At 69.5% G+C, this 18,595-nt stretch carries 20 protein-coding genes; 11 read left to right on the forward strand and 9 right to left on the reverse strand.

Annotated elements, in window-relative coordinates; translation table 11 throughout:
* Nucleotides 1-15: 15 nt before the first annotated feature.
* Genes ACIG5F_RS27365 through ACIG5F_RS27375 form a run of 3 tightly spaced genes read right to left on the reverse strand, consistent with a single transcriptional unit; the run spans nucleotide 16 to nucleotide 2,202 of the window.
* Nucleotides 16-771, reverse strand: coding sequence for an SDR family oxidoreductase (locus ACIG5F_RS27365; protein ID WP_396522202.1), 756 nt, complete (start codon nucleotides 769-771; stop codon nucleotides 16-18).
* Nucleotides 772-802: 31 nt separating this feature from the next.
* Nucleotides 803-1,228 carry an ABA4-like family protein gene (locus ACIG5F_RS27370; protein WP_396522204.1) on the reverse strand — a complete coding sequence of 142 codons (426 nt, stop codon included), beginning with the start codon at nucleotides 1,226-1,228 and terminating at the stop codon, nucleotides 803-805.
* Complete coding sequence (locus ACIG5F_RS27375; protein WP_396522206.1) at nucleotides 1,225-2,202, reverse strand: hypothetical protein; 978 nt, start codon at nucleotides 2,200-2,202, stop codon at nucleotides 1,225-1,227. Before ACIG5F_RS27375 ends, ACIG5F_RS27370 begins: the two co-directional genes overlap by 4 nt.
* Nucleotides 2,203-3,092: 890 nt before the next feature.
* Between ACIG5F_RS27375 and ACIG5F_RS27380 the strand changes: the two genes are divergently transcribed.
* Both ACIG5F_RS27380 and ACIG5F_RS27385 read left to right on the forward strand, forming a co-directional pair.
* Nucleotides 3,093-4,190, forward strand: coding sequence for a sensor histidine kinase (locus ACIG5F_RS27380; protein WP_396522208.1), 1,098 nt, complete (start codon nucleotides 3,093-3,095; stop codon nucleotides 4,188-4,190).
* On the forward strand, nucleotides 4,144-4,794 hold the full coding sequence (locus ACIG5F_RS27385; protein WP_396522209.1) for a response regulator: 651 nt from the start codon (nucleotides 4,144-4,146) through the stop codon (nucleotides 4,792-4,794). Before ACIG5F_RS27380 ends, ACIG5F_RS27385 begins: the two co-directional genes overlap by 47 nt.
* 43 nt (nucleotides 4,795-4,837) lie before the next feature.
* On the opposite strand, the gene ACIG5F_RS27390 is transcribed toward ACIG5F_RS27385, so the two are convergent.
* From ACIG5F_RS27390 to ACIG5F_RS27400, 3 genes are read right to left on the reverse strand one after another with little or no spacing between them, the layout of a single operon-like run.
* Nucleotides 4,838-5,923, reverse strand: a complete 1,086-nt coding sequence (locus tag ACIG5F_RS27390) for a beta-ketoacyl synthase N-terminal-like domain-containing protein (RefSeq protein WP_396522211.1) — start codon at nucleotides 5,921-5,923, stop codon at nucleotides 4,838-4,840.
* A complete protein-coding gene (locus ACIG5F_RS27395; RefSeq protein WP_396522213.1) occupies nucleotides 5,920-7,143 on the reverse strand; it encodes a beta-ketoacyl-[acyl-carrier-protein] synthase family protein in 1,224 nt (407 codons plus the stop codon). Before ACIG5F_RS27395 ends, ACIG5F_RS27390 begins: the two co-directional genes overlap by 4 nt.
* Nucleotides 7,136-7,411: an acyl carrier protein gene (locus ACIG5F_RS27400; protein WP_396522215.1), complete on the reverse strand. Its 276-nt coding sequence runs from the start codon at nucleotides 7,409-7,411 to the stop codon at nucleotides 7,136-7,138. The genes ACIG5F_RS27395 and ACIG5F_RS27400 overlap by 8 nt, the downstream gene beginning before the upstream one ends.
* A gap of 235 nt (nucleotides 7,412-7,646) precedes the next feature.
* Here ACIG5F_RS27400 and ACIG5F_RS27405 point away from each other — a divergent pair, with 235 nt between their 5' ends.
* Genes ACIG5F_RS27405 through ACIG5F_RS27425 form a run of 5 tightly spaced genes read left to right on the forward strand, consistent with a single transcriptional unit; the run spans nucleotide 7,647 to nucleotide 10,906 of the window.
* A complete protein-coding gene (locus ACIG5F_RS27405; protein WP_396522217.1) occupies nucleotides 7,647-8,618 on the forward strand; it encodes an AfsA-related hotdog domain-containing protein in 972 nt (323 codons plus the stop codon).
* Complete coding sequence (locus ACIG5F_RS27410) at nucleotides 8,615-9,265, forward strand: HAD family hydrolase (RefSeq protein WP_396522219.1); 651 nt, start codon at nucleotides 8,615-8,617, stop codon at nucleotides 9,263-9,265. The genes ACIG5F_RS27405 and ACIG5F_RS27410 overlap by 4 nt, the downstream gene beginning before the upstream one ends.
* Nucleotides 9,262-9,966: a 3-oxoacyl-ACP reductase FabG gene (gene fabG, locus ACIG5F_RS27415; RefSeq protein ID WP_396522221.1), complete on the forward strand. Its 705-nt coding sequence runs from the start codon at nucleotides 9,262-9,264 to the stop codon at nucleotides 9,964-9,966. Before ACIG5F_RS27410 ends, fabG begins: the two co-directional genes overlap by 4 nt.
* 27 nt (nucleotides 9,967-9,993) lie before the next feature.
* Nucleotides 9,994-10,506 (forward strand): ester cyclase, encoded by a 513-nt coding sequence (locus ACIG5F_RS27420; protein WP_396522222.1) that lies wholly within the window; start codon nucleotides 9,994-9,996, stop codon nucleotides 10,504-10,506.
* Between the two features lie 58 nt (nucleotides 10,507-10,564).
* Nucleotides 10,565-10,906 (forward strand): hypothetical protein, encoded by a 342-nt coding sequence (locus ACIG5F_RS27425; protein ID WP_396522224.1) that lies wholly within the window; start codon nucleotides 10,565-10,567, stop codon nucleotides 10,904-10,906.
* 26 nt (nucleotides 10,907-10,932) lie between these two features.
* Here ACIG5F_RS27425 and ACIG5F_RS27430 read toward each other — a convergent pair whose 3' ends face one another.
* The 3 genes from ACIG5F_RS27430 to ACIG5F_RS27440 all read right to left on the reverse strand — a co-directional run bounded on the left by ACIG5F_RS27430 (nucleotide 10,933) and on the right by ACIG5F_RS27440 (nucleotide 14,701).
* Entirely contained in the window at nucleotides 10,933-12,087 is a 1,155-nt protein-coding gene (locus ACIG5F_RS27430; RefSeq protein WP_396522226.1) for a DUF222 domain-containing protein, read from the reverse strand.
* Between the two features lie 738 nt (nucleotides 12,088-12,825).
* A complete protein-coding gene (locus tag ACIG5F_RS27435) occupies nucleotides 12,826-13,854 on the reverse strand; it encodes a TIGR03617 family F420-dependent LLM class oxidoreductase (RefSeq protein ID WP_396522227.1) in 1,029 nt (342 codons plus the stop codon).
* Between the two features lie 31 nt (nucleotides 13,855-13,885).
* Nucleotides 13,886-14,701 carry a BTAD domain-containing putative transcriptional regulator gene (locus ACIG5F_RS27440; protein ID WP_396522228.1) on the reverse strand — a complete coding sequence of 272 codons (816 nt, stop codon included), beginning with the start codon at nucleotides 14,699-14,701 and terminating at the stop codon, nucleotides 13,886-13,888.
* Nucleotides 14,702-14,930: 229 nt separating this feature from the next.
* Here ACIG5F_RS27440 and ACIG5F_RS27445 point away from each other — a divergent pair, with 229 nt between their 5' ends.
* The 4 genes from ACIG5F_RS27445 to ACIG5F_RS27460 all read left to right on the forward strand — a co-directional run bounded on the left by ACIG5F_RS27445 (nucleotide 14,931) and on the right by ACIG5F_RS27460 (nucleotide 18,595).
* A complete protein-coding gene (locus ACIG5F_RS27445; RefSeq protein ID WP_396522230.1) occupies nucleotides 14,931-15,383 on the forward strand; it encodes a MaoC family dehydratase N-terminal domain-containing protein in 453 nt (150 codons plus the stop codon).
* The gene (locus tag ACIG5F_RS27450) at nucleotides 15,380-15,823 is read left to right on the forward strand and encodes a MaoC/PaaZ C-terminal domain-containing protein (RefSeq protein ID WP_396522232.1); all 444 of its coding nucleotides are present in this window, start codon (nucleotides 15,380-15,382) and stop codon (nucleotides 15,821-15,823) included. The genes ACIG5F_RS27445 and ACIG5F_RS27450 overlap by 4 nt, the downstream gene beginning before the upstream one ends.
* Nucleotides 15,824-16,057: 234 nt before the next feature.
* On the forward strand, nucleotides 16,058-17,521 hold the full coding sequence (locus ACIG5F_RS27455) for an FAD-binding protein (RefSeq protein ID WP_396522234.1): 1,464 nt from the start codon (nucleotides 16,058-16,060) through the stop codon (nucleotides 17,519-17,521).
* 24 nt (nucleotides 17,522-17,545) lie between these two features.
* Complete coding sequence (locus tag ACIG5F_RS27460) at nucleotides 17,546-18,595, forward strand: substrate-binding domain-containing protein (protein WP_396522236.1); 1,050 nt, start codon at nucleotides 17,546-17,548, stop codon at nucleotides 18,593-18,595.

Below are 18,595 nucleotides of genomic sequence, written 5' to 3' on the forward strand. Positions count from 1 at the left end.
CCACGCCGCCGTAGGTCAGAATTTTGTGGTCATGCCGCCGTCGACGGCGAGGGTCTGGCCGGTGATGAACGAGGCGGCGTCGCCGGCCAGGAAGGTGACGACGCCGGCGATCTCCTCCGGTCGTCCCCAGCGGCCGAGCGCGGTGCGGGACTCCAGCCAGCGTGCCCAGTGCGGGTCCTCGGCGAGCCGGGCGTTGACCTCGGTGGCGAAGGTGCCGGGCGCCACGGCGTTGACGGTGATGCGATGCGGGCCGAGGTCGGCGGCGAGGCCTCGGGTGAGCCCGTCGAGGCCGGCTTTGGCGGTGGCGTAGGCGATGTCGCCGAGGCGGCCGAGTTGGCCGATGACCGAGGACACGTTGACGATCCGTCCCGGTCGGCCGCGGTCGACGAGGTCGCGGGCGACCGCCTGGCACAGGGTGTACGCCGAGACCAGGTGCACGTCCAGCATCCGGGTCAGGTCCGCGGGCGTCAGCGCGTCGACGCCGCGCCGGTCTCGGTGCCCGACGTTGTTGACCAGGATGTCGATGTCGCCGAGCGCGGTCACCGCGTCCCTGGCCGCGTCGAGGTCGGTGACGTCGAACGCCGCGCCGGTCACGTCGAGTCCGTCGCCACGTAGGCGCGCCACCGCCCGGTCCAGCGTCGCCGGGTCGCGTCCGTTGAGCGCCACCCGTGCCCCGGCCCGGGCCAGACCGCGCGCCATCTCCAGCCCCAGCCCGCGGACCGAACCGGTGACCAGGGCGTTTCGGCCCGCGAGGGAGAAGTCGGACGCCATGACCACCCCGCCTTCCACTGAAACGACTGTTTCAGTGAGAGGGTACCCGGGCGGTCGTGCGGAGGCCTAGGTAGATCAGCACGCCGATGGGGGAGAGCAGGATCGTGAACACCAGGAGCGGGGCCATCAGCAGCGGATGCAGACCCCGCTCCCGCGAGTCGAGGTACATCCAGCGGCCGATGAACAGGTCCCAGGCGATGACCTGGGCCCAGATCGCGGCCGCGCCGGCCGGGGTGGCCAGGAAGGTCTGGAGCACGGCCAGGTCCGGCCGGCTGACCGCCGCCCAGAGGTCGCCGAACACCGGCAGGGCCTGGAACAGGTAGACGACCAGCGGCGGGACCATGATCCACGGGGACGAGACCACCCGGTGCGTGACCGACCAGGTCGGGGCGAAGATCATCAGCCCCCAGCACGGCACCGTCAGCAGGAAGGTCAACTGGAACAGGGATTGGATCACGTCAGCACCGCCGCCCGGCGGCGCAGCGCGAGGGCGGCGGCGACGCCCACCGCCACGACGACGACCGCCAGTGCGCCCAGGGTAAGGGCGTCGGGCCGGGCCACCGACTGGCCCCGTTCGGCCTGCCACACCAGCAGCGCGATCACCGCGAGGTAGCCGCCGGCGGCCACCCACACCAGCCGGGTGCGGACGGCGGCGTCGGCCAGCGCCGGGAACCGGCGGCCGAGCAGCGTCAGGGCGAACAGGATCAGCGGCAGCGCCTGGAGGGCGTGCAGGCCGAAGAAGTGCGGGACCCGGAGGTCGCCGACGTCCAGGTTCCAGCCGGTGATCGGCATGACCGGGCCGCCGTCGGGCGCGCCGACGCTGTGCGCGCCCATGACCCCGTCGAAGGCGCCGCTGGCCATGGCCGCGCGCTGGGACGCGGTCGGCCCGACCATCAGCGCCCCGAGCCCGGCCCCGAGCACCGACAGCAGCGCCCCGAGCTGGACCGCCCGGGTGGTGGCGCGGTCACCGACCCGCTCCGACAGCAGCATCACCGACAGGATCAGGGTGCCGACCCAGATGACCACGATGGACGTCCCCATCAGGCCGAACAGGGAGGCGTTGAACGGCGTGGTCTCGTTGAAGTGGCTCAGCTGCCCGCGCAGCACCTGGCCGACGATGATCACGTACTCCAGGGTGAACAGGCCGACCAGGCCGGTGGCCAGCAGCCCGGCGCGGCGGCGGTTGGCCGGCCCCATCCGGGACAGCAGCCAGGCCCAGCTCACCGAGTAGACCGCGATCGACACCGCGAACTTGAACGGCTTGAGCCAGATCGGCGCGCCGACCAGCACCTGCGGGTCCACCGCCACGCCGACCGCGCACACGCCGGCCATCACCGCCATCAGCGCCGACAGCGCCATCAGCGGCGGATGCCAGCCCAGGGCCCGCCGCGCCGTCGCGCCTAGGGCCATCGTGCCTGCTGGGGACGACATCGCCCCACCCCTCCCGGAATGGACAACTGAAGTATCCGTAGCTACACTATCCACTATCTAAGCCGGCCGGGGCAAGCGGCCGACCGGCGAAGACACGCAGGTGACCGCCCAGATCCGGGCCGGCGGTCGCCGGGCCGATCACCGTCCCGCCGCCGCACGTGAGTGGCTCATTTCGCCCTGGAAGCCACCTGAGCCACTCAGGTGGGGGGTTAGGGCTACATGAGTGGCTCACTTCGCCCCCGAGGCCGGCTGGGCCGCTCGGGTGCGAGGGGCCGTGTCGGCGGGGGATTGCCGGCGTCCCGAAGCCCTCGGCGCCCGCCCGCTGACGTCCGCGCGGGTATGGGCATTGCCGTGCTTTCATAATTCTTGCCGCCGGTCGGCGGGTATGTTCGACAGAACGTCGACGTCTCGCATTGCGAGTTGTTTTCCACATTCTCCCCGCGCGGGTGTCGGCAATCCTTGGGCCGTTCGCCGCAGTGTGCGGGACTCGGTCGTAACGATCATGTCAACACGGTCTGACCAGCGAGTTCACGCCGTTAACCGTGCTGCCTGCCCATTCCCTGGCGGTCACTCCGGCAATCCAACCGATCACATCGGGTCACCGATATACGCGTTGTGACCACTCGAAAGCGATACGTGAACAATCGCCGATTGGGGTCACTCTGCCGTTTGGGCGAGCTTTTGTTTTATCCCGCATTGGTGTTCCCGGCTGCGGGAATAGGTGTTAGAGTCCGAATACCGGAAATGCTATGAGGCTGGTCGACGCTGGGGGCGACGACGGGGGGCCACGTGCGCGACGGTCGCATCATCACTCAGGGGGAGAGTTCCGTTGCAGTCCGCGAAAACAAGTGCCATTGCCGAGTTCGGCACCGCGCCCGCGGGGGGTGGGCGTGTCCGAGCCGGAACGAACGGCAGCCGCAGATGAGCTCGACGGCTGCGTCGGCGAGATCCTGCGCCGAATCGAGGCGGCCATGCGGGACAGCCCGCTGGCCGCGGACCGCGAGGCCTGGTCGGAATGCCTGCGCCAGGCCGGCTTCGTGCTCGCCGACTGCGCGCGGGGACTGAGGCTGGGACAGGTGGCCGCCGACGAGGAGCAGGCGGCCCAGGCGACGAGGCTGGCCATGCTGTGCGGCCGGCAGAAGGCGACCCGGCTCTGGGCGGAGATGCTGTCCGTCACGATCGGGACGCTGAGCGAACGTCACGGCGACCGACCGGGCGCCGCGCGGCGGCTCGGCCTGGTCACGGCCATGCTGCACCGCTGCGTGGCCGGCCGGACCGTGACCGGTGTGCCCACGGAGTACGTGGCGCTGCACCGGGTGCGCGAGATCCACGCGGCCGACCGCGGCCGGCTGGCTCGCGAGATCCACGACTGGCTGGGCAACCACATCAGCCTGGCCGTGCGACATCTGGAGCTGTACGAGATCTACCAGGGCACCGGCAGTCCCCGCGCCAGCCATGAGGTGGCGCAGGCCCGCACGGTGCTCGGCGAAGTGCTCGCGGAGGCGAGGCGGCTGGTCGCGGACCTGCGACCGCAGCCGCCCGTGACCGATCTGGCGACCGCCATCGGGGCCTTCGTGCGCGCGGCCTATCCGCCGTCCGTCACTGTCCGCGTCGAGGTGGCCGGACCGGCCGACCTCATGCCCGACAGCACCAGGCAGGAGCTGTTCCTGGTGATCAGGGAGGCTCTGCGCAACACCCTGAGCCATTCGAGGGCCAACAGTGTGGTTGTGCTCGTGAACACCATCCCCGGTCAGGTCCACGCCGTCGTGGAGGACCACGGCGTCGGCTTCGACGTCCGCGCGGCCGCCGCCGGCGGCCGCGGCTACGGCCTCGTGTCCATGCGGGAGCGAACCGAGCTGCTCGGCGGCACCTTCACGCTGACCAGCGCCCCCGGGCACGGCACCCGACTGGAGATCCGAGTACCACTCTTGGAGCGGAACTATGTCGACGACAGTTCAGACGCGGACCGTGGGCATCCTCATCGCTGACGACCACACGCTGTTGCGGGAGGCGATGCGGGACGTCCTGCTGGCCGAGGACGACTTCCGGGTCGTCGGGGAGGCCGCCGACGGCGAGTCGGTGGTCGAGGTCGCCGCCCGCACCCAGCCGGACGTCGTGCTGCTGGACGTGGAGATGCCCCGGCACCACCCGGTGAACACCGTGCAGGAGCTGCTGGCCGCCTCGCCCCGGACCCGGGTGATCGTGCTCAGCATGTACGACGATCCGAGGCTGGTGCAGGAGCTGCTGGAGACCGGCATCTGCGGCTACCTGCACAAGAGCGTGAGCCGGCGGGACCTGGTCGCGGCCATCCGCGGCGCCTGCGGAGACCTCAGACGGGTCACCGTGCTGGTCTCGCAGGGCGCGTTCAGCCAGGCGCCGGTGACCACCGGGGCACTGTCCTATCGGGAGCAGGAGGTGCTGACCCTGGTGGCCAGCGCCATGAGCAACCGGCAGATTGCCGGCAAGCTGTGCATCACCGAGGGCACGGTGAAACGCCACCTGCGCAACATCTTCGGCAAGCTGGACGCGGTGTCCCGGATCGACGCGGTGAACAAGGCCGTCTCGGCGTCGATCATCCGGTCCGTGCGCTGAACACAAGTGTGGCCGGCTCCTGCGAGCCGGCCACACTTGCTTGTCAGGCACGACGGTCGCGCACCACCAGGCACCCGACGTTGCCGTCCCGGCCCACCGAGGTGACCAGCCCGACCGCGCCGTCCCCCGGGGTCCAGCGCCGCCACAACGCCAGCAGCCCGGCCAGCTGCAACGCGCCGCTGGCGCTGTAGCACTCGCCGACCACGTCCACCACGTTCACGGTGGCCGGGGTGCGGCCCAACGCCGCCTCCACGCCCCGCCGCTCGGCGTGGCTGAGCGCCGAGTCGGTGGAGGGGGCGCTGAGGCTGACCGTCGCCACGTCCGCGGCGTCCACGCCGGCCTTGGCCAACGCCCGGGTGGCGCAGGCCGCCAGGCCGTCGGCCAGCGCGCGACCGTGGAAACCGACCTCGCAGGCCGGAATCTCGGCCAGCACCCGGTTGTTCGTGGTCGCGGCGTCCTCCAGCACGAACATCGCGCAGCCCTCGCCGACCGCGGTCTGCTCGCCCAGATCGCCGGCCAGGTGCCAGGCCCAGGCCATCGGCGGGCTCAGCTCCTCCACGCCGCCGACCACCAGCCGGGTCACCCGACCCAGCCGGATCGCGGTGTCGGCGTAGCGGACCGCGCTCAGCGTGGACAGCTTGCCGCTGGCCACGGTGGCGTTCACGCCCCGCAGCTTGTTGCGGATGGCGATCTGGCCGGCCGCGCTGTTGAGCACCGTGTTCGGGAACCGCCCCGGGTGGATCAGGTACGGCTTGTCCTGCACGAGGGTGTCCCGCGCGACCTCCGTGATGCTGCGGATGCTGCCGGTCGCGGTGCCCAGCACGACACCGGTGTCGGCCGGGTCGCCCTCCTCCAGCCCGGCCAGCGCCATGCCCGAGGCCACCATGCCCAGCGTGGTCAGCCGGTCCACGTACCGCAGGCCGCGCTTTCCCAGCTCCGCCAACACTTCCTCGTCCGACACCACCCGCAGCGGCCGGGGCGGGAACTCGGCCACGATGTCCGCGGTCGGCACCGTGTGCCCCGGCTTGCCGTCGAGCAGCCGGTCGCCCAGCGCGTCCAGGCCGAGGCCCGCGCTGGACACCACCCCACATCCGGTCACGGCCAGGCTCGCCGTGGCGACCGCGGTCATGCCATCCTCCCCAACACCGTGACGACGTTGTTGCCGCCGAAGGCCAGGCCCTGGTTCTGCACGATCCGCGGCGTCGCCGGCCGGGCCACGCCCGGCACCACGTCGATGCCCGGCCCGAGGTCGGGATCGACGGTCTCCACGTTCGCGGTCGGCGGCAGGAAACCCTGCCGCAGCGCCTGGCAGCAGATGATCGCGCCGAACGCGCTGGCCGCGCCCATGGTGTGGCCGATCATCGACTTGATCGAGCTGACCGGCGGCACCCGCTCGCCGAACACCTCGCGCACGGCCCCGATCTCGGTGACGTCGTTGGTCCGGGTCCCGGTGCCGTGGGCGCAGATGTAGTCGATCTCCTCCGGTTTCACGCCGGCCGCCTGGTGGGCCTGCCGGATGCACTCGGCGATGCTGGCCGCGTCCGGGTTGACCATGTGCTTGGCGTCGCAGTTGACGCCGTAGCCCAGCACCTCGGCGTAGATCGTCGCGCCGCGGGCCAGCGCCGCCTCCAGCGGCTCCAGCAGCAGCGCCGCGCCGCCCTCGCCGGTGATGATGCCGGCCCGGTCCACGTCGAACGGCCGGCAGACCTGTTCGGCCAGCGCGCCGAGCTGGTAGAAGCCGCCGTGGCAGGACTTGTTCACCGCGTCCGCGCCGCCGGCGATCATGTAGTCGGCCTGCCCGGTGCGGACCAGGTCGTAGGCGTAGCCCAGCGCGAAGTTGCTGGCCGAGCAGGCCGTCGGAATGGTCTGCACGTCGCCGCCCAGCCCCAGTTCCACCGCCACCGCGTTGGCGATCTGGCCGGCCGGCGCCTGGCGGATCAGGTGCGGGTCGGCGGCGGCGAGGCCGTCGTTCACCCACGTCTCCACCAGGCTCTGCAACGCCTGCGACTCGCTGGCCGTGGTGCCCATGATCGTGCCGGCCTGCGGCCCGGCCAGCAGCGCCGGGTCGATGCCGGCGTCCCGGACGGCCAGCCGGGCCGCCGACGCGGCGAACTGCGCCGACCGGCCCCAGTGCGTCGGATTCACGACCTCGGTCAGCGCCGCCGGGTCGAAGTCGTGCACCTCCGCCGCCGTGACGTACGGGTATTCCGTGGTGTCGAAGCTGCGGATCGGCGACGCCCCGTTGCGGCCCTGCTTGATCGCTTCGGTGAACGCGTCGACCCCGATCCCGACGCAGCTGACCGCGCCGAGACCGGTGATCACGACGCGCCGCAGGCCCGTCTCAGACACTCTGGGGCTCCCCGGCGGTGTACTGCTGCACCAGGGCGTAGACGCTGTTCAGGTCGACCAGCTGGGCGACCTCGTCCTTGGGCAGCACGATGCCCAGCTCCTTCTCGAAGCGGGTGATGATGGTGATCAGCGACAGCGAGTCGGCGTCGTACTCGTCGATGAAGCTGCCGGTCTCGGTCAGCTCGCCGGGGGCCAGCTCCAGCTCGTTGCTGATGATGTCCCGGATCCGCCCCCGCAGGTCGGCGCCGCCGACGATCTCCTGAGTCATGTCTGCTTTCCCCTCTGTCCGAATAGCGTTCGGGCTTCAAGATATGCTGGATCGACGGTGTATCCCCATTCCACCAAAGAGGTACCGGCCGTCGTTAAAAATAGATGAACAGGCCTCTGGCCTGCGGTTATGACGTCTCGTTGTCTTTTTTGAGACGCTATTTACCGCCGATTGACGACGCCGTGCGAGCGTCCTTGGTGAAACGAACCGGTGCTTGCCAGAATGGGGTTCCGCCATGACCGCCGGAGTCGCACAACCGACCGACCGGGCCCGGCCGCCCGACCTGGCCGTGGACCGCACCATCGACCGGGCGCTGGTGCACCGCGCGTCGGTGGCCGAGGTTTTTGTCACCGACATCCAGGTCGTCGGCGAGCTCGACCACGTGGCCGCCGCCCAGCTGCCGCTCAGCCACGGCTACTACAGCGACCATGTCCGCCGGCCCGCGGTGTTCGATCCCGTGCTGCTGCTGGAAGTCGGCCGCCAGGTCGGCATCGCCGGCGCGCACCTGGTCGGCATCCCGTCCGACGTGGTGATGCTGGTCGGCGAGTTCTCCTTGCGGCTGCACGATCCTCGCGGCCTGCTGGTTGGGCGCAAGCCGGGCCGGCTGGTGATCGACACCGTCACCGAGCCGACGCGCAAGCGGGGCGGCCGGATCCGTCGTGGTCTGGTCCGTCAGGTGCTGGAGCTGGACGGAATGCCGGTCGGCACCCACACCATGGAGTGCCAGCTCGTCACGTATGCGGAGCTGGATGCCTTGCGGCACACCATGCGCGGCACCCCGGCGCCGTCCACACGGGACATGGGCACCGCCGTTGCGGCGACCCAGCTCGCCCCGCACCTGGTGGCCCGGGTCAACCCCCTGAACGTCGTTCTGTCCGATGTGGAGCGTGCGGATTCCTTTGTCACCGCGGCCGTCACGCCTCGGTACGACAACCACGCGCTGTTCGACCACGACTACGACCACATTCCGGCGATGACCCTGACCGAGGCCGCCCGCCAGTTGGCGCTGGTCGCCGTGGACGACGGCACCGGCGCGGTCGCCGCCTCGTCGTTCGTCGCCGGCATCCAGGGCCGGTTCGACCGCTTCGCCGAGCTCGACTCGCCGCTCACCGCCGCCGCCGAGGTCGCCGCCGGCGGCGATGTGCTGGTGGCGTTCCACCAGGACGGCGACGTGATCGCCTCGCTGTCCGTGGAGGTGGCGCGGTGACCGTCAAGGCCGTGTGGACCGACTTCGGCGGTGTCCTGACCCCGCCGATTTCGGTCACCCTCAAGGCTTTCTGCGTCAAGACGAGCCTCGATCCGGCCCCGCTGATGGCCGCCACCATGAAGGTCACCGCCCGCTACGGCACCGACGACATCATGCTGCCGCTGGACACCCCGCTGGTGTCCGAGGACGAGTGGCTGGGCCAGGTGCGGGCCGTGCTGCGTGAGGAGCACGGCGTCGACGCCGAGATCGACAACTTCGCCTCCGCCTGGTTCGGGGACCGTCCGGCCAATCAGGGCTGGCTGGACCGCTTGCGGGAGCTGCGGGAGAGCGGCTTGTTCGTCGGTCTGATCTCCAACATGCCGCCGGCGTGGGACCAGCACTGGCGGCGCATGGTCGATCCCGCCGGCCTGTTCGACGAGGTGCTGCTGTCGTTCGAGGTCGGCCTGCGCAAGCCCGACCGCCGCATGTTCGACCTGGCCGTCGAGCGCACCGGGATCGCCGCCGAGCACAGCGTCTTCGTCGACGACCTGGCCCGCAACTGCGATGGCGCAAGGGAAGCCGGCTGGCATGCCATCCATTTCACCGACACCGAGTCCGCCGTCGAGCAGCTGACGGCCCTGCTGGACAGCAAGGGAGAAGCACAGTGAGCCGTTCCGTTCTGGTCACCGGCGGCAACCGGGGCATCGGGCTGGCGATCGCCCGCTCGTTCGCCGACGCCGGTGACAAGGTCGCCGTCACCTATCGTTCCGGCGAGCCGCCCGAGGGCCTTTTCGGCGTGCGGTGCGATGTCACCGACACCGAGTCCGTGCAGCGGGCCTACGATGAGGTCGTCGCCCAGCACGGGGCCCCTCAGGTGCTTGTGTGCAACGCCGGCATCACCCGTGACGGCCTGCTGCTCGGACTGTCCGAAGAGGACTTCACCGCCGTCGTCGACACGAATCTGCTCGGCGCCATGCGGGCCGTGAAGGCCTGTCTGCACAACATGGTTCGGGCTCGTTGGGGCCGGATCATCCTGATCGGCTCCACCCAGGCCTTGTGGGGTTCTCCCGGCGTCACCAACTATGCCGCCTCCAAGGCCGGTCTTGCCGGCTTCGCCCGTTCTCTGGCCTGGGAGGTCGGTCAGCGCAAGGTGACCGTCAATGTCGTTTATCCGGGTCTCATCGACACCGACATGGTTTCCGGTCTCGCCCCTGAGCATCGGGACTATCTGCTCAGCATCACCGCCCTGCGCCGTTCCGGCTCGCCCGAGGAGGTCGCCCCCGTCGTGCGCTTCCTGGCCAGCGATGAGGCCAGCTTCATGACCGGCGCCCTTGTGCCTGTCAGCGGCGGCCAGGGCCTCGGTCACTGATTTCCACCATCCGAAGGGATTCCATCCATGTCCGAGGTTGACCAGATGCTGGCCCCGGTTTCCGAGCAGCTCGAGGCCGCCCAGCCCGCCGTCGCCCCCGGCCTTTTCGAGGTCGCCCTGGGCGTCGCCCGCGTGTTCGGCGAGCTCGACGAGGAGGCCGCCCAGCGTTACATCGCTGTGGATTTCATCGACCACGAGGCCTCTCCCGGCGTCGCCACCGGCCCCGCCGGCTACCTCTCCACCGCCCGTTACATGCGCAGCGCCTTTTCCGATGCCCGCTGGCAGGCCGACGACTTCATCGCCTCCGGCGACAAGTTCGCCGTCCGCGTCACTTTTTCCGGCGTCCACACCGGTGACTTCCTCGGCATCGCTGCGACCGGCAAGCCCGTCCAGGTCCAGCACCTGCACTTCTACCGTGTTCACAACGGCCAGGCCGCCGAACACTGGGGCGCCCGCGACGAGCTCGCCCTGCTCCGCCAGATCGGCCTGTTCACCCCCGACCACCCCACTCCCGCCGACGCCGGCGTAGCCACCGACTGACCGCCGCCTTGCCATAAGGGAGGGACATCCACCCCTCCCTTATGGCAGATTTCCCGCCATGACCACTCCGCCCGTGTCCCGCGTCGTCGTCCTCGACCAGCCCTTGCCCGCTCCGCTGCCCACCCACCGCGTCGAGGTCCGCCGCATCACCATCGCCCCCAACTTCGCCGCCGGCCTCCACGTCCACAACGGCCCCGTCTTCGGCAACATCGAGTCCGGCTCCGCCATCTACCAGATCGAGGGCCACCCTTCGTCGGTCCTCGGCCCCGGCGCCGTCTTCTATGAGCCCTCCGGCGTCCGCATCGCCCGCTTCGACGCCGGCCCCGAGGGCGTGACCTTCCTCGGCTACTTCCTCCTGCCCGAGGGCCTCGATGCCGACATCACCTTCCCCGACGCCTGATCAGTCCCGGGAGCGGAACCGCCGGATCAGCCCGCTTTCCGCCACCGCCCGTGTCCGTCACTGAACACGGGCAGCCCCTCGTTGATCTTCACCTTCCAGTCGCTGTGGTGGATCAGCCTGTGACAGGCGCTGCACAGCAACACCAGATTGTCCAGGCTGGTCGGCCCTCCCTCAGCCCATTCCACCACATGATGCGCGTGGCATTGCCGAGGTTTCCTTCCACATCCCGGAAACGCGCACCCCTTGTCTCGGATGATCAGTGCTCTGCGTATCGCGTTGGGGATTGTCCGGCTGGCCCGTCCGATGTCGAGGACTTCGGACTTGGCCCCCAGCACCACCCGCAGGATCGTGCTGTCGCAGGCGATCCTGCGCACCGAGGCGGCGTTGAGCGGCCCCATGCCCTCCAGATCGGCCGTCCCGCGCTGCTGCTGGAAGTCCTTGAGGGGCATGGTGAGGGCGATGTGCGGCTTCTCCCCACCCTCCTCGGGCAGGTCCTTGCATCCGGCCGCCAACTCGAGGATCTCCACCAGCGCGTCACCCTGCCGTTGCGGGGTGGTGCGGGTGTCATCAGCCGAGGTCGGTTTGGCCAAGCCGCTGACGAGGGTCTCCAGTAGCGCGGTGCTTTCCAGGTCGAGGAAGCCGTCGATCTTCGCGCCGTTGTGGCGTTTGCGGATGTTCAACTCTCGGGTGGGCTGGGCCAACTCCCGGTCGTCGGGCGCTTTCCCGTCCTGGTCCAGCAACACCAGGATCCGCTGGGCGACATCCTTGAACTGGCCGAGGTCAAGCGTCGTCACGTGTTCCACCAGCGCTGCCTCGACGCGATCCCGGTCCGGCTCGGGCGCCTCGGCGAGCGTCTTGTCCATGATGACCAGATGCTGCCGGCTGAGCTGCTCTTCCTGCGCCACGTCCCGAACGGCATCCCGTTGGAACAGCTCCGCGTACCGGACCAGTTCCCGGGCCTCTGCCCGGGTGATGTTCCAGCCGACGCTCAGGTCGGCCACGATCGCCGCCCGATCATCCTTGGTGCGGCTGGTGCGGTTCCACCATTCCCGCACAACCTCGATCTGTTCCAGGTAGTCGGCCTTACGCCGCTCCTCCAGCCACTTCCCACGTTCCCGCAGCCCCCCGTCACTCAGCCGCCACCTCTCGGTGCCGACCGACATTTCCGGGTTCGCTGACATACCCCCATCTTACCACTCCCCAGAGACCAATCCCCTTATCCGGCAATGATTACCCGATCGTGTCCACCCTGAAGATTCCTTCAGGAAAGCGCTTTCCAACCTAGCAACGCGCCCACCCCTCAAACGGCAGGCAAACAACCAAAGCCGCACCCTTCCCACGTCCCAAGCCCTCTGTAAACCGCACCGCCCACCCTCCTGCCACCGCGCCACGACCCCCACCCCCCCACCTGACTCGCCGCACCCCACCCCCAAACGGCAACCGAACAACGAAAGCCGCACCCTTCCCACGTCCCAAGCCCTCTGTAAACCGCACCACCCTCCCTCCCTGCACCGCGCTACGAACCCCACCACCCACCTGACTCGCGGCAACCGGCCCCGGGAGAGAAAAGTTGGTGTTGGGGCGAAAGAGCAGTGCACGGCCGGAGAGGAGCCCACACCAAACAGCCCCCGTCCTCGCCTGAGCGAGCACAGGGGCTGCCTGACACCAAACACCCAAAAACCCAAAAACCCCCAACCTCAAAACCCTCAACCCTCAACCCAAAACCCAAAACCCCCAACCCCGAAACCCTCAACCTCCAACCCCAAAACCAAAACCCCCAACCCCGAAATCCTCAACCCCCAACCTCGAAATCCTCAACCCCAACCTTAAAGCCAAAACCCTCAACCCCAAAACCCTAAAACCCTCAACCCCAAAACCCCAAAACCCAAACCCCAAAACCTCCAACCTCAAAACCCCAACTACCCAGCAGTCGCCTGAAGCTTCCGCAGCTCCTCATACAGCGGCCGCCACGCCTCCGGCGTCCCCCCTTGCTGGCGGAAGAACGCCAAACTGGTCGCGATTCCGTCGAACCGGTCGTGGATCTTCTTCGCCGCCACTGCCGGCTCGCCGACGATCGCGAACGTCTCCACGACCTCATCGTCGATCACGTCGACGACTTCGTCGCCACGTCCGAGGTGCGCCAGCCGGTGGAGCTCGTCGCGTAGGTCTTCCAGCCCGTGTAGCTCCAGAACCGGCGCATAGCTGGGAATCGACGCGTAATACGCGATCTCGACCTTGGCCCGCTCCACCTCGGCCCGAAGCTCCTCCTCGGTGGATCCGGTGGCGACGATGGGAGTGGCGTGCAGCTCATACCCCTCCATCGACCGGCCGGCCTTCTCCCGAGCCGCCCGCAAGGCCGGCAGGGTGTGTTCCTCCAGTAGTCGCCGGGTGCTGATGATGTGGGCGAGGAACCCGTCACCCAGTTCCCCGGCCAGTTCGGTCATCAGCGGTCCGACCCCCGCCACCAGGATCCGGGGCCGCCCGAAGGGGTTGGGGCCGGGGTTGAAGAAGGGGCTCATGACGGTGTGCCGGTAGAACTCGCCACGGAAGCGCAGCCGGCCACCGGTCTCGAAGCAGTCCCAGATGGCGTGCAGTGCCCGCACGTACTCCCGCATCCGTGCCGCCGGCTTGTCCCACGGCATGCTGAACCTACGGGTGATGTGGGTCTTGAGCTGTGATCCGATTCCCAAACTGAACCGGCCACCGGAAACGAGTTGCAGGTCGTTGGACAGCATCGCGGTGGTCATGGGGTTGCGGGCGAAGACCACGGCGAGGCCGGTGCGGATGGCGACCCGTTCGGTGCGCAGGGCGGCGGCGGTGAGGCCGATGAAGGGATCGTGCCGGGTCTCGGACATCCACAGGGAGTCGTAGCCGGCCTCCTCGACCTCCCGCGCCCAGCCGGCGAACACGTCGGGCGGTGTGGTCACGCCGTGGAAGTCGACTCTCACGGGCCCTCCTCCTGGTTGTGCAGCAACGGGTTCACCCGGCCTGGGCGCCGAGGGTCTCGGCGAAGGCGGGCCGCGGGATCCGGCTCAGGCTGCCGGCAGCGAGGATCTCGTACTGTAGGCGCTTGAGCTCGGCGGACGGTTCGATGCCGAGCTCACGGTCGAGCACGGTGTGCAGGGTGCGGTACGCGTCGAGGGCCTCGCCACGGCGACCGCAGCGCCGCAGGGCGTCGATGAGCTGAGCGTGCAGCCATTCGTTGAGGGGATCGACGGACACCAGGCCACGGAGCTCGGACACGAGTTCACGGTGGCGGCCCAGGCGCATGTCGGCCTCGACTCGGAGTTCGAGGGCACGGATGCGCAGCTCGTCCAGCTGTGCCACGTAGCGCGACAAGACACGGCCGGGCACGATGTTGCTCAGCGCGGGCCCCTGCCACAGCGCCAATGCCGAGCGCAGGGTTTGGGCGGCGCGGTCGGCGCGGCCCTCGGCCAGCAGGCCACGGCCGCGGTCGAGGAGCTGGGTGAAGACCGTGGCGTCCAATTGGGACGGATCGATCCGCAGCGCGTAGCCGCCGCCGGGCAGGGTGCTGAGCAGCTCGATGCGGTCGGCGCCGGATCCCTGCTGCTCCAACAGGGTGCGCAGGTGGTAGACGTGCGTGCGGATGGTCGCCAGCTCGGTGCGCGGCGGGTTGCCGTCCCACAGCTCTTCGGCCACTGTGGACATGTCCACCGTGTTGCCGGGGCGTAACAACAGCAGGGCAAGGAGTTTGCGGACCTTCGGGCCTCGCGGCGCGTACGGGTCCTGCCCGCCGCGCAGGGCCAGCGGCCCGAGAACGGTGAAGCCGAACATGGATAGAGCCCCCACTCTGGTTGGTGTCCTCCGGATGACGTCCCCCCAACGAGACCTGCTCCCGGATCGACGCAGCTTTTCTAGCAACGCGACGGAACCCGGGACAACGGGCTTGTCCCCAAGGGACGTGTCGCATGTGTCCAAGGAGGTACGGCCGGGGTTCGAAGTGGCACAGCGCGGCCGGCGCCGCCGACGCGAGAATCGGGGGCAGACAGAGAGGGGAGCCGGGATGGCCATCAACCCGAGCATGGTCGGCGAGGTCTTCGCCGCCCTACCGTACGAGGTGAGCCGGGAGAAGATCCGCGAGTTCGCCGAGGCGCTGCGCGACGACAACCCGGCCTATCACGACCCGGAAGCGGCGCGGGCGCTGGGCCACCCGGACGTGATCGCCCCGCCCAGCTTCCTGATGATCATATCGTTGGAGGCCGAGCGCAAGCTGGTCTACGACCCGTCCTTCGGCATCGGGGACCCGCGCCGGCTGGTGCACCGGGAGCAGCGTTTCGCCCACCGCCGCCCGGCGCACGCCGGCGACCGGCTGACCGTGGCGATCCGCGTCACCGACGTGGAATACCTGGGGGACAACGAGGTTCTGCACTTCGAGGACCGGATCACCGACGCCGGCGGCGAGCTGGTCTCCACCGCCACCTCGACCTTCGTGTCCTTCCCCGAGGAGCGCGCATGAGCACCGCCACCGTGACCGGCCGCCGCCCGCACGCCGGCGTCGAGCTCGGACCGATCGGGCCCGACCGCTCGTTCACCTTGCACCGCCGGGACCTGGTGCGCTATGCCGGTTCCTCCTGCGACTACAACCCGATCCACTACGACGACACGCTGGCCCGCGAGGTCGGCCTGGCCACGCCGATCGTGCAGGGCATGTTCACCATGGGCCTGGCGCTGACCATGGTCACGGACTGGGCCGGCGACCCGGCGGCGGTCATCGATTTCGGCGGCCGGTTCCCGAGACAGGTGCCGATGCCGAACACCGGCGAGGGCGCGGACATCGTCGCGTCCGCCGCGGTGGTCGACATCCTGGGCGCACCCTTGGTCCGCCTGTCGGTCTCGGTGCGACTGGGCGATGCCAGGGTGCTGACCATGCCGCGCGTGCTGGTGGAGCTGGCTTAGCCGCCACGGCAAGGAAATCCGGCGGGGCCACAGAGCCCCGCCGGATTCCCCTGCGACACGAGGGCGGCACAAGAACGGCCCAGGGCCACGGCCCAGGGATACGGCACAGGGACACGGCCCAGGGCAACGCAACGCAAGGCAAGGCAAGGGTCACGGTGGATTCCCCCAACGGGACCCGGCAATGTCACTAATGGTCCGGTGTGGCAACGGAATTCGGGGATTACGGTTCGAAACATGGTCACTCGACGACAGTTTCTCGCCCGACTCGGATCGGGCGTGGCGATCGTGGGATTCGCCCCGGCGACGGGCATGTGGGTCAGTTCGGCCGAAGCGGCCGCGGCGACCCCGTTCGACCGGCTGCCGCGGCTGGACGGCGCCCTGCACTTCGACGTGGACACCAGGATGGCCGACTCGGTGGATCTGGGCCGGGTCGCCAAGCAGCTGCCGCTGGCGGTGCTCAAGCCGGGCTCGGTGGCGGACATCCAGAAGATGGTGCGGTTCTGCGGCCAGCACGGCATCAAGGTGTCCATGCGCGGCCAGGGCCACAGCACCCAGGGCCAGGGCCTGACCTCGGGCCTGCTGATCGAGAGCCGCTCGCTGGCCACCATCCACTCGGTCGGCCCGCAGGGCGCCGACGTGGACTGTGGCGTGCTGTGGCGGGAGATCGTGCGGGCCGGCCTGCCGCAGGGCCTGACCGTGCCGCTGACCACCACCTACGTGGGCCTGTCGGTCGGCGGCACGCTGTCGATGGGCGGCTTCGGCGCGCGCAACGACACCGGCGTGCAGGTCGACACCGTCAGCAAACTCCAGGTGGTGACCGGAACCGGCGAGCTCGTCGAGTGTTCGGCCACGCGCAACCGGGAGCTGTTCGAGGCGGCGCTGGCCGGCATGGGCCAGTGCGGGCTGATCGTGCGGGCCACGGTCCGCACCGTCAAGGCCCACCAGCACGCCCGGATCTACCAGTTCTACTACACCGACAACACCCAGTTCTTCGCCGATCTGCGGCTGCTGGTGGACCGAGGCGAGCTGGACGGCGTCTACAACCTGTTCACGCTGACCAACGGCAAGATTCCCTACCAGCTCAACGCGATGACGTTCTACGACGACGGCGCGACGCCCGACGACGCGCACCTGCTGCGCGGCATCAGCCAGCCGCTGTCCAAGGCCACCGTGGTCAACTGCACCTACCAGCAGTGGGCCGAGCGCTACGACCCGATCATCCAGCGCTGGCGCGACACCGACGACTGGGACAACCTGATCAAGCCGTGGCAGGACGTGATCATGCCGGACTCCACGGTGGAGCGGTACGTCGGCGAGGTGATGCCGACCATGACCCCGGAGGACTTCGGGGCCACCGGCGTCGGCTTCGTGTTCCGGATCCGCCGCTCCGACCTGACCCGGCCGTTCTTCCGCGTCCCGGCGCCGGACGGCAGCGACTGGGTCTATCTGTTCGACATCCTGACCTCCTCGGCGAAACCGGGCCCGGACCCGGCCTTCGCCCGCCGGATGCTGGACCGCAACCGGCGGCTGTTCGACCGGGCCCGGCAGCTGGGCGGCGTGCGGTACCCGATCGGCTCGCTGGAGTTCGACCGGCAGGACTGGCAGCGCCACTACGGTCCACTGTGGCCGGAGCTGGTGCGCCGCAAGCGCCGCTACGACCCGCACAACATCCTCACGCCCGGCCCGGGGATCTTCTAACTGCGTTCCAGCGAAAGGAATCCCGTGCACACCACCACCAGGGCGCTGGCCTGCGCCGCGGCGCTGGCCGCCGCGGTCGCCACCGCCGCCCCCGCGGACGCGCACCCCGAGCACCGGCCGGCGCCCCGGCCGACCGACATCGTCGGCGTCGGCGGCGACATGTCCGAGACCCTGTTCGACGGCCTCGGCGACGTCTACAACGCCGAACACCCCGGCGGCAGCCGGTTCTACAGCTACGCCTCCAGCGGCCCGAGCCCGCTGACCCCGAAGCGTGGCTGCGCGCCGATCGCCCGTCCGGACGGCTCGTCGGCCGGCATCGCCGCGCTGGCCGCTCGGCAGACGCTGCCGAGCGGCCAGCCGTGCCTTGACTACGCCCGCGGCACCCGGGACAAGCAGCCGACCGACCCGAAGGCGTTGCAGTTCCTGCCTTTCGCCAGCGACGGCATCACCTGGGCCGCCAACGCGAACGGCAACGCGCCGCAGTCCATGACCCCGCCGCAGATGGCGGCCATCCTGACCTGCAAGGTCACCACCTGGGACCAGGTCGGCGGCGCCAGCCACGCCACCATCAAGCCGCTGCTGCCCGATGTGGGCGTGGGCATTCTCGGCTTCCTCAAGACGGGTCTGGGCATCGACGCGCCGGGGCCGTGCGTGGGCGAGGGTGTGCAGCAGGACAGCGGCAACGACCCGCAGGTGGCCGGCGACCCGAACGCGATCGTCTTCTACTCCATCGGCAAGTACCTGGCGCAGACCGAGTACCACCACCAGGACGAGCACGGATCGTTGACGCTGCGGGACATCGCGGGGGTGCCGCCGACCGTGTACAACCCGAAGAGCCACCGGGTGGAGCTGAACATCGGCCAGGCGCCGGGGATCCCGAACTTCCCGGTGCACACCCACCAGTACGTGGTGGTCATGCGCGACGCCGACGGCTCGCTGCCGGCGAAGACCAAGAACCTGTTCGTGGGCCAGGACAGCTGGCTGTGCCGGGACCCGTGGGCCAAGGCCCAGGTGGCCGACCACGGCTTCATGCCCCTGATCGACGGCACCTGCGGCGTCCCCTTCATCGACTGA

It is taken from the genome of Kutzneria sp. NPDC052558, assembly GCF_044547355.1.
GTDB lineage: Bacteria > Actinomycetota > Actinomycetes > Mycobacteriales > Pseudonocardiaceae > Kutzneria.